The organism is Cellulomonas sp. EB106-03-03-XG116, from assembly GCF_058792015.1.
This window is the reverse complement of the sequence record NZ_JBYTEP010000034.1, coordinates 40,535-48,167: the sequence shown is the minus strand read 5'-3', so window position 1 is coordinate 48,167 and position 7,633 is coordinate 40,535. Positions and strand designations below refer to the sequence as shown.

General features: G+C 76.3%; 7 protein-coding genes. All 7 read left to right on the top strand.

Annotated features, from left to right (window positions below; all coding sequences use genetic code 11):
• Nucleotides 1-47 precede the first annotated feature (47 nt).
• Genes AC3WUG_RS13140 through AC3WUG_RS13110 form a run of 7 tightly spaced genes read left to right on the top strand, consistent with a single transcriptional unit; the run spans nucleotide 48 to nucleotide 7,631 of the window.
• Complete coding sequence (locus AC3WUG_RS13140; protein WP_492328073.1) at nucleotides 48-1,868, top strand: sensor histidine kinase; 1,821 nt, start codon at nucleotides 48-50, stop codon at nucleotides 1,866-1,868.
• Nucleotides 1,865-2,311 (top strand): roadblock/LC7 domain-containing protein, encoded by a 447-nt coding sequence (locus AC3WUG_RS13135; RefSeq protein ID WP_147796276.1) that lies wholly within the window; start codon nucleotides 1,865-1,867, stop codon nucleotides 2,309-2,311. The genes AC3WUG_RS13140 and AC3WUG_RS13135 overlap by 4 nt, the downstream gene beginning before the upstream one ends.
• Before the next feature lie 4 nt (nucleotides 2,312-2,315).
• A complete protein-coding gene (locus tag AC3WUG_RS13130) occupies nucleotides 2,316-2,708 on the top strand; it encodes a DUF742 domain-containing protein (protein WP_492328072.1) in 393 nt (130 codons plus the stop codon).
• A complete protein-coding gene (locus AC3WUG_RS13125; protein WP_492328071.1) occupies nucleotides 2,689-3,375 on the top strand; it encodes a GTP-binding protein in 687 nt (228 codons plus the stop codon). The genes AC3WUG_RS13130 and AC3WUG_RS13125 overlap by 20 nt, the downstream gene beginning before the upstream one ends.
• Nucleotides 3,368-4,759: a PAS domain-containing protein gene (locus AC3WUG_RS13120; protein WP_492328070.1), complete on the top strand. Its 1,392-nt coding sequence runs from the start codon at nucleotides 3,368-3,370 to the stop codon at nucleotides 4,757-4,759. Before AC3WUG_RS13125 ends, AC3WUG_RS13120 begins: the two co-directional genes overlap by 8 nt.
• A complete protein-coding gene (locus AC3WUG_RS13115) occupies nucleotides 4,756-6,426 on the top strand; it encodes a GspE/PulE family protein (RefSeq protein ID WP_492328069.1) in 1,671 nt (556 codons plus the stop codon). The genes AC3WUG_RS13120 and AC3WUG_RS13115 overlap by 4 nt, the downstream gene beginning before the upstream one ends.
• A complete protein-coding gene (locus tag AC3WUG_RS13110; protein WP_492328068.1) occupies nucleotides 6,423-7,631 on the top strand; it encodes a type IV pilus twitching motility protein PilT in 1,209 nt (402 codons plus the stop codon). Before AC3WUG_RS13115 ends, AC3WUG_RS13110 begins: the two co-directional genes overlap by 4 nt.
• Nucleotides 7,632-7,633: the final 2 nt, after the last annotated feature.

Here is a 7,633-nt window from a genome sequence, read left to right as displayed (position 1 = left end):
ACCCCCCCCCCCCCAACTAAGGCGCCATTTCTGTTGGGGTAGGGGAGGTGGAGAAGAGAGAGGCACCCGCCGGGCCGGGGGTCGCCCCCGAGGCCCCCGGCCCGGACCATGCCGCGCCCGGGTACCTCCCGACGCCGGCGGCGGGGACCTTCGTGCCCGGCGGCCCGCCCCCGGCGGAGCCGTCCGCGTCACCCGTCCACCCGTCCGCGGACCCGCGCGCGGCGTCCTCGGCGGCGTTCGCCGTCGCCGCCCGGCGCGACATCTCGCTGCTCAACCGGCAGCTCCAGGCGCTCGACGAGCTCGAGCAGACCGAGACCGACCCCGACACGCTGCAGCAGCTGTTCCTGCTCGACAACCTCACGATGCGGCTGCGCCGGGGCGCGGAGTCGCTGCTGGTGCTCGCCGGGAGCCCGCCCGGTCGCCGGGTGCGGGACGCCACCCCGGTCTCGGACGTCGTCCGCACGGCCAGCGCGCAGATCGAGGCGTACGAGCGCGTCCGGGTCGACCTCACGGACGACCCGCCGCTGGCGGCGGTGCACGTCGTCCCGGTCGCGCACCTGCTCGCGGAGCTGCTCGAGAACGCGACGGTGTTCTCGCCCCCGGACACCGTGGTCGACGTCGTCGGCCTGTGCGACCCCGAGGCGATGCACGTCACCGTCCGCGACAGCGGGCTGGGCATGACCGCGGCGGAGCTCGACCGCGCGCACGCCGCCCTCGGGTCGCGGGCCGGCGTCGCCGCGGCGACCGACCGGCTGGGCCTCGTCGTGGTGGGCCGCCTCGCGGACCGGCTCGGCATCGGCGTGACCCTCGCGCCGCGCCCCGACGGGCAGGGCACCGAGGTGACGCTCCGGCTGGCCCGCGACCTGTTCGACGTCGCCGGCCCCGACGACGAGGGCGACGCGCCCGCCGACAGCGTGCCGGTGCTGCCCGAGCCCGTCGTGCTGCCGCCGGTGCTCGACCCGGACACGCTCGCGCCGGTCGCCGGCGGCGAGGAGCCCGGCTGGCGGGCGCCGGACGCGGCGCCGTACGTCCCGGAGCACACGGTCGTCGACGAGCCGGGCCGGGCCGCCGGCGTCCCCGGTCCGCGCCGCAGCGCCCGGTCGCGGGCGCACGCTGCCGACGGGCCGCCCGGCGCACCGGCGGGCACGTCGCCCGAGCACGCCGCGCTGCCGTCGTTCGACGCGATCCTCGCCGGGACCCCGGTCGGGGGCGTGCCGGGTGGGCCCGGCGCACCCGGCGGATCGCCCGCGCCGGACCTGCCGGCGGACCCGCCGGTCTACGGGTTCGTGCAGCCGCACCCCGAGGTGCCGCACGCCCCGGGCTCGCGCCGGCACGCCGCGCGCGCCGCCACCCAGCCGGTCGCGGTCGCGGCGCACCCCGTGGCCCCGGTCGCCGCCCCGGCGTCGCCGACCCCCGCCGCGGGCGTCCCGGGGCCGGCCGCCGCCGCGCCCGTCGCGGCCGGGCGCACCTTCCTGCCCCAGGAGCCGGCCGACGCGCCGTCCTGGTCGCCGCAGGGCGGGGCCGCCGCGCCGGGGTGGACCGGCGAGCAGTCGCCCCTCGCGGAGCGCGCGTCCCTCCAGCAGCAGGCGCTCGCCGCGCTCAGCTCGATGTCGTCCTACCGGCCCCAGGTCGCGGAGGCGGGCGCCCCGACGCTCACCCGGCGGCTGCCCGCGGCCGTCGACGCCGCCTCCGACCCCGCGGAGGAGGCGATCGTGCGCGACGCCGAGGCCCTGCGCGCCCGCCTGACGGCGTTCCGCGCCGCGACCCGGCGCGCCCGCGAGGACGGCGCCGCCGACCCGGTCCACCGCGCCACCCCGACCGCCACCCCGACCCCCGCCCCGACCCCGTTCGCCGAGGAGATGCGATGACCGACCCGACACCGCGCCGGCGGGAGTTCGTCTGGCTCCTCGACGAGTTCGTGCGCTCCACACCCGGGACGACGTTCGCCCTCGTCGTGTCCGCCGACGGTCTGCTGATGACCATGTCGCAGGGCGTCGACCGGACCCGCGGCGACCAGCTCGCGGCCATCGTCTCCGGCATCTCCAGCCTGACCCGCGGCGCGGCGCGCGAGCTGGGCGGCCGCCAGGTGGCCCAGTGCGTCGTCGAGCTGGACTCCGGCTTCCTGGTCCTGATGCACGTGTCCGGCGGGTCGGTGCTCGCCGTCGCCGCGGACACCACCTGCGATGTGGGCGTCGTCGGCTACGAGATGGCGATGCTGGCCAGCCGCGCGCAGACGACCCTCACGCCGCAGCTCGTGTCCGACCTGCGGCGCGAGCTCCCGGTGGACAGCCCCGCGCGGACGGAGGCCTGACGCCGTGACCGACCCCCGCCGCGAGCGCCGCGCCGCCCCCGAGGTCCGCCCGTACGTCATCACGGGCGGCCGGACCCGGACGGAGGGCGACGACGTGCGCCTGGACACGCTCGTGCAGGCGGACGGCTCGGCGCACCCCGCGCTCACCTCGGAGCAGCGGGCGGTCCTCGCCGGGCTGGCGGGCACCTACCTGACCGTGGCCGAGGTCGCCGCCCGGATCGAGGTGCCGCTGGGGGTCGCCCGGATCCTCGTCGCCGACCTGGTCCGGGCCGGGGCCGTGCGGGTGCACGACCCGGCCGTGCCCGGGCTCGACGCCGCCGCGGCGACCGACCAGGAGCAGCGCTACCTCATCCTCGACGTCCTGGAGAGTGTCTACGATGGCATTTCCGCCCTCTGAGGGCCCCGGCCCGCTGGGTCCGGAGCAGCCCGTGGTGCCGGCCGGCGCCCCCGCCGCGCGCGCGAACGGGCACGCCGCCCACGCGAACGGGCACGCCGCCGCCCACCGGGCGGAGGCCCCGACGGTCGTGAAGATCGTCGTGGCGGGCGGGTTCGCCGTCGGCAAGACGACGTTCATCGGGTCGATTTCCGACATCGAGCCGCTGAACACCGAGGCCGCGATGACCGAGCACTCGCTCGGGGTGGACGACGCGGGCGGCCGGACCGCCGCGAAGACCGCCACGACGGTCGCGATGGACTTCGGGCGGATCGCGCTGCCGGGGTCGCTGTGGCTGTACCTGTTCGGCACCCCGGGCCAGGACCGGTTCCTGTTCATGTGGGACGACCTGGTGCGCGGCGCGATCGGCGCCGTCGTGCTGGTCGACACCGACCGGCTCGACCAGTGCTTCCCCGCGGTGGACTACTTCGAGTCCCGGGGCGTGCCGTTCGTCGTGGGCGTGAACTGCTTCGACGGGGTCGCCAAGCACCGGCTCGAGGACGTCCGCGCCGCGCTCGCCATCCCCGCGCACGTGCCGGTGCTGTACACCGACGCCCGCTCGCGCAGCGCGACCAAGCAGGCGCTGCTCACGCTGGTGCGCCTGGCGATGGAGGGGCTGCGCCGTGGCTGAGCACGTCGAACCCACCGGGGCGGTCCGCGCGGTCGGCGCGCGCGACCTCATCTTCTCCACGACCGACGGCCGCGGGGTGATCGAGAGCGCGAACCAGGGGTTCACCCGCGTCGCCGCGCACCCGTGGTCCGACCTGGTCGGCGCGCCGCACAACATCATCCGGCACCCGCAGATGCCGGCCGGGGCGTTCAAGCTGATGTGGGACACCCTGCAGGCGGGGCGGCCGTTCTCGGCCTACGTGCAGAACCTCGCCGGTGACGGCGCGGCGTACTGGGTCTTCGCGACGGTCACCCCGATGGGCGACGGCTACCTGTCGGTGCGGATCGCTCCCGGCGTCGAGGCGTTCTGGAGCGCCGCCGCCGGGGCCTACGCCGACGTGCTCGTGGCCGAGCGGCACGCGCGGGCCGAGGGCCTCGGCGGCGTCGCGGTGGCCGAGGCGGGGTGCGCCCGGCTCGCCGAGCGGATCGGCCAGCTCGGCTTCGCCGACGCCGAGGAGTTCATGCACACCGTCATGCCGGCCGAGGTGCTCGCGATGGCGGAGCGGCGGCGGCCCGTCGACCCGACCGAGCAGCACGCGGGCCCGGTCGGCACCGTGCTCGCCACGTGCGTCGCCGTGGACCGGGAGGTCGCCGGCCTCATGGCGCGGCTCGACGGGCTGCACGCGCTCGCCGACCGCCTGCGGGAGGTCGAGCGGGACGCGCTGACGGCCGTCGCCGCGCTCGCCGAGGTGACGGAGCTGGCGCAGCACGCGTCCGAGACCGTCTCGCAGACCGCCCCGGTGCTGCTCAGCACCGCGGGCGCCATGTCGACGCTGGGCGACGAGGTGGCGGAGATGCTCGCCGACCTCGTCCCGGAGCTGGCCACGGCGCGGCGGGCCGTCCTGCGCGTGCGGTTCCGGATCGCGCTCGCGCGGCTGCACGGCGACGCGGTCGTCGACGCGGCGCGTGAGATCGACCGCGGCAGCGCCCAGCTCGGCCCCGAGCACCTGGCGCAGCTGTGCGCCTGCCTGCGGGACGACCTCGCGACCGCGAACCGCGACCTGGCGGACGGCGGCGCGGTGCTGCGGCGGGTGGGCGCAGGGCTGGAGGTCGCGCACGACCGGCTGCGCCGCACCGACCGGTTCCTCGCGACCTGGCGCGTGCAGGTGCCGCGCTACCAGGTGTCCCGGCAGCTCGCGCCGTACGTGTCGCCCATCGACGGCCGGCTGCGGATGAGTCACGAGCAGCTCGCGGCCCTGCGCGACCTGGCGGACCGGTGCGCGGCCGAGGCGCAGCCGTTCGACGACGGGCCGCTGCGCGTGCTGGTCGACCGCGTGGCCGCCGCCGCGCGCGGGCTCGCGCCGGTCGGCGCGCCGCCGCTCAGCCCGACGGGGGGCCCGCTGTGAAGCAGCTCGCGGAGATCCTGCTCGAGCGCGGCCTCGTGGACGAGGACCAGCTGCTCGCCGCGCTGGACGCGCAGGTCGCGACGCGCGCCCCGCTGGGTCCGGCGCTCGTGGCCTCGGGCGCCCTCACCGAGGAGCAGCTCGTCGGGGCGCTCGCCGAGCAGGCGGGCATGACCTACGTCGACCTGGACACCGCCGACCTCGACCCGGCCGCGGTCGCGCTCGTCCCCGGGCCCGTCTGCCGGCGGCACGTCGTGCTGCCGGTGCGGACCGAGGACGGCGCGCTGCTGGTCGCGATGGCCGACCCGGGCAACGTGCTCGCGCTCGACGACCTGCGCTCGCTCACCGGCCGGCCGGTGCGGCCGGTCGTGGCCTCGCGGCGCGCGCTGGAGGCCGCCCTCGACCGCTGGGTGCGCGCCGACTCGGAGATCGCGGACCTCAGCCAGTCGATGCAGGAGACCCAGACCACGACCGGGGAGGTCGCCGAGATCGGCGACGTCCTCGACGCCGACACCCCCGTGGTGCGCTGGGTGAACCTGCTCGTCACGCAGGGCATCGCCGACCGCGCCTCGGACATCCACGTCGAGCCGGCCGAGCACGAGCTGCGGGTGCGGTACCGCATCGACGGGGTCCTCAAGGAGCAGCAGCCCGCCCCCAAGGGCATGCAGGCCGCGATCCTCTCCCGGATCAAGGTCATGTCGGACATCGACATCGCCGAGCGGCGCAAGCCCCAGGACGGCCGGATGTCCGTGGTGCACCAGGGCCAGAAGATCGACCTGCGGGTCGCCTCCCTGCCCACCGTGTGGGGCGAGAAGATCGTCATGCGGGTGCTGGACAACTCGACCGCGCGGCTCGCCCTGCGCGACCTGTCGTTCTCCGAGCGCAGCTTCGAGGTCTACCACCGCGCGTACTCCAAGCCGTACGGGATGATCCTGGTCACCGGCCCGACCGGCTCGGGCAAGTCGACGACGCTCTACGCGACGGTGAACGCGGTCTCGAAGCCGGAGATCAACGTCATCACCGTCGAGGACCCGGTCGAGTACCGGCTGCCCGGCATCAACCAGGTCCAGGTCAACCCCAAGGCCGGGCTCACGTTCGCGGGCGCCCTCCGGTCGATCCTGCGGTCGGACCCCGACGTCGTACTGCTCGGCGAGATCCGCGACCACGAGACCGCGCAGATCGCGGTGGAGGCGGCGCTCACCGGGCACCTCGTGCTCTCGACCCTGCACACCAACGACGCCGCCTCGGCCGTCACCCGCCTGGTCGAGATGGGCATCGAGCCGTTCCTGGTCGGCTCCGCGCTGGACGCCGTCGTCGCGCAGCGGCTCGCCCGGCGGCTGTGCACGAGGTGCCGCGAGCCCTACGAGCCCGCCCCGGCCGAGCTGCGGTCCGCGGGCTTCACCTGGCCCGACCCGACCCGGCCGGTCGAGCTGTTCCGGCCGGTCGGCTGCCCGGCGTGCTCCGGCACCGGGTACCGCGGCCGGCTGGCGCTGCACGAGGTGATGGAGGTCTCCGAGCCCATCGAGCGGCACGCGGTCGCCCGGTCGTCCGCGCAGGAGGTGGCCGCCACCGCGCACGCCGAGGGCATGGTCTCGCTGCGCGAGGACGGGTGGCAGAAGGTCTGCGAGGGTCGCACCTCGCTCGAGGAGCTGCTGCGGGTGGTCGTGTGACGACGCCCTGGTACCAGTCGACGGCCGTCCGGCCCGGTGCGCCGGTCACGGCCGACCTCGTCGAGCCGGAGCCGGTCGCGTACCGGCCCGCACCCGAGCCCGTCGCGTCGGCCGACCCGCTGACCGCCGTCGTCCAGGAGGGCATCGGGCTCGTCGCGTCCGACATCCACCTGGCCGCCGACCACCCGCCGCTGCTCCGCGTGCACGGCGAGCTGCGGCCCTCGCAGGTCGTCGGGGTCCTCGGCGACGCCGAGGTGCGGGCCCTGGTCGAGCGGATGGCGACCCGGGAGCAGCTCGCGCGGTACGACGCCGACCACGAGCTGGACTTCTCGCACGAGGTCGCCGCCGGGTACGCCGCGCGGGTCAACGTGTACCGGCAGAGCGGCCGGACGGCCGTCGCCATGCGGCTCATCCCGGACCGGATCGCGGGTCTGGAGCAGCTCGGCCTGCCGCCGGTCGTCGCGTCGTTCGCGTCGATGCCGCGCGGGCTGGTGCTCGTCACCGGCCCGACCGGCTCCGGCAAGTCCATGACCCTCGCCGGCATCCTCGACCTGGCCAACCGCACCCGCCCCGACCACATCCTCACGGTCGAGGACCCCATCGAGTACCGGCACCGGTCCCACCGGTGCCTCATCACCCAGCGCGAGATCGGCGACGACACCGACTCGTTCGCGGCCTCGCTGCGGCACGCGCTGCGGCAGGACCCCGACATCATCCTCATCGGCGAGATGCGCGACCCGGAGACGATCCAGACCGCGCTGACCGCCGCCGAGACCGGGCACCTCGTGTTCGCGACCCTGCACACCCAGGACGCCGCCCGCAGCGTCGAGCGCATCGTCGACTCGTTCCCCGCCGACGGCCGGGAGCTGGTCCGCACACAGCTCGCCGGCACCCTGCGCGGGATCGTCTCGCAGACCCTGTGCCGCCGCGCCGACGGCAGCGGCCGGGTGCCCGCCGTCGAGGTCCTCATCACCACGCCCGCCGTCCGCGCGCTCATCCGCGAGGGCCGGCAGCACCAGCTCTACTCGACCATCCACTCCGGCGGCGACGTCGGCATGCAGACGCTCGACCAGGCGCTGGCCGCACTCGTGCTGCAGGGGGTCATCACCTACGAGACCGGGCTCGACAAGGCGCGCGACGTCGAGGCGTACGAGCGCCTCTGCGGCCGGGCCGCCGGCTACGGCACCGGGGCGGGGGTGCGCTGATG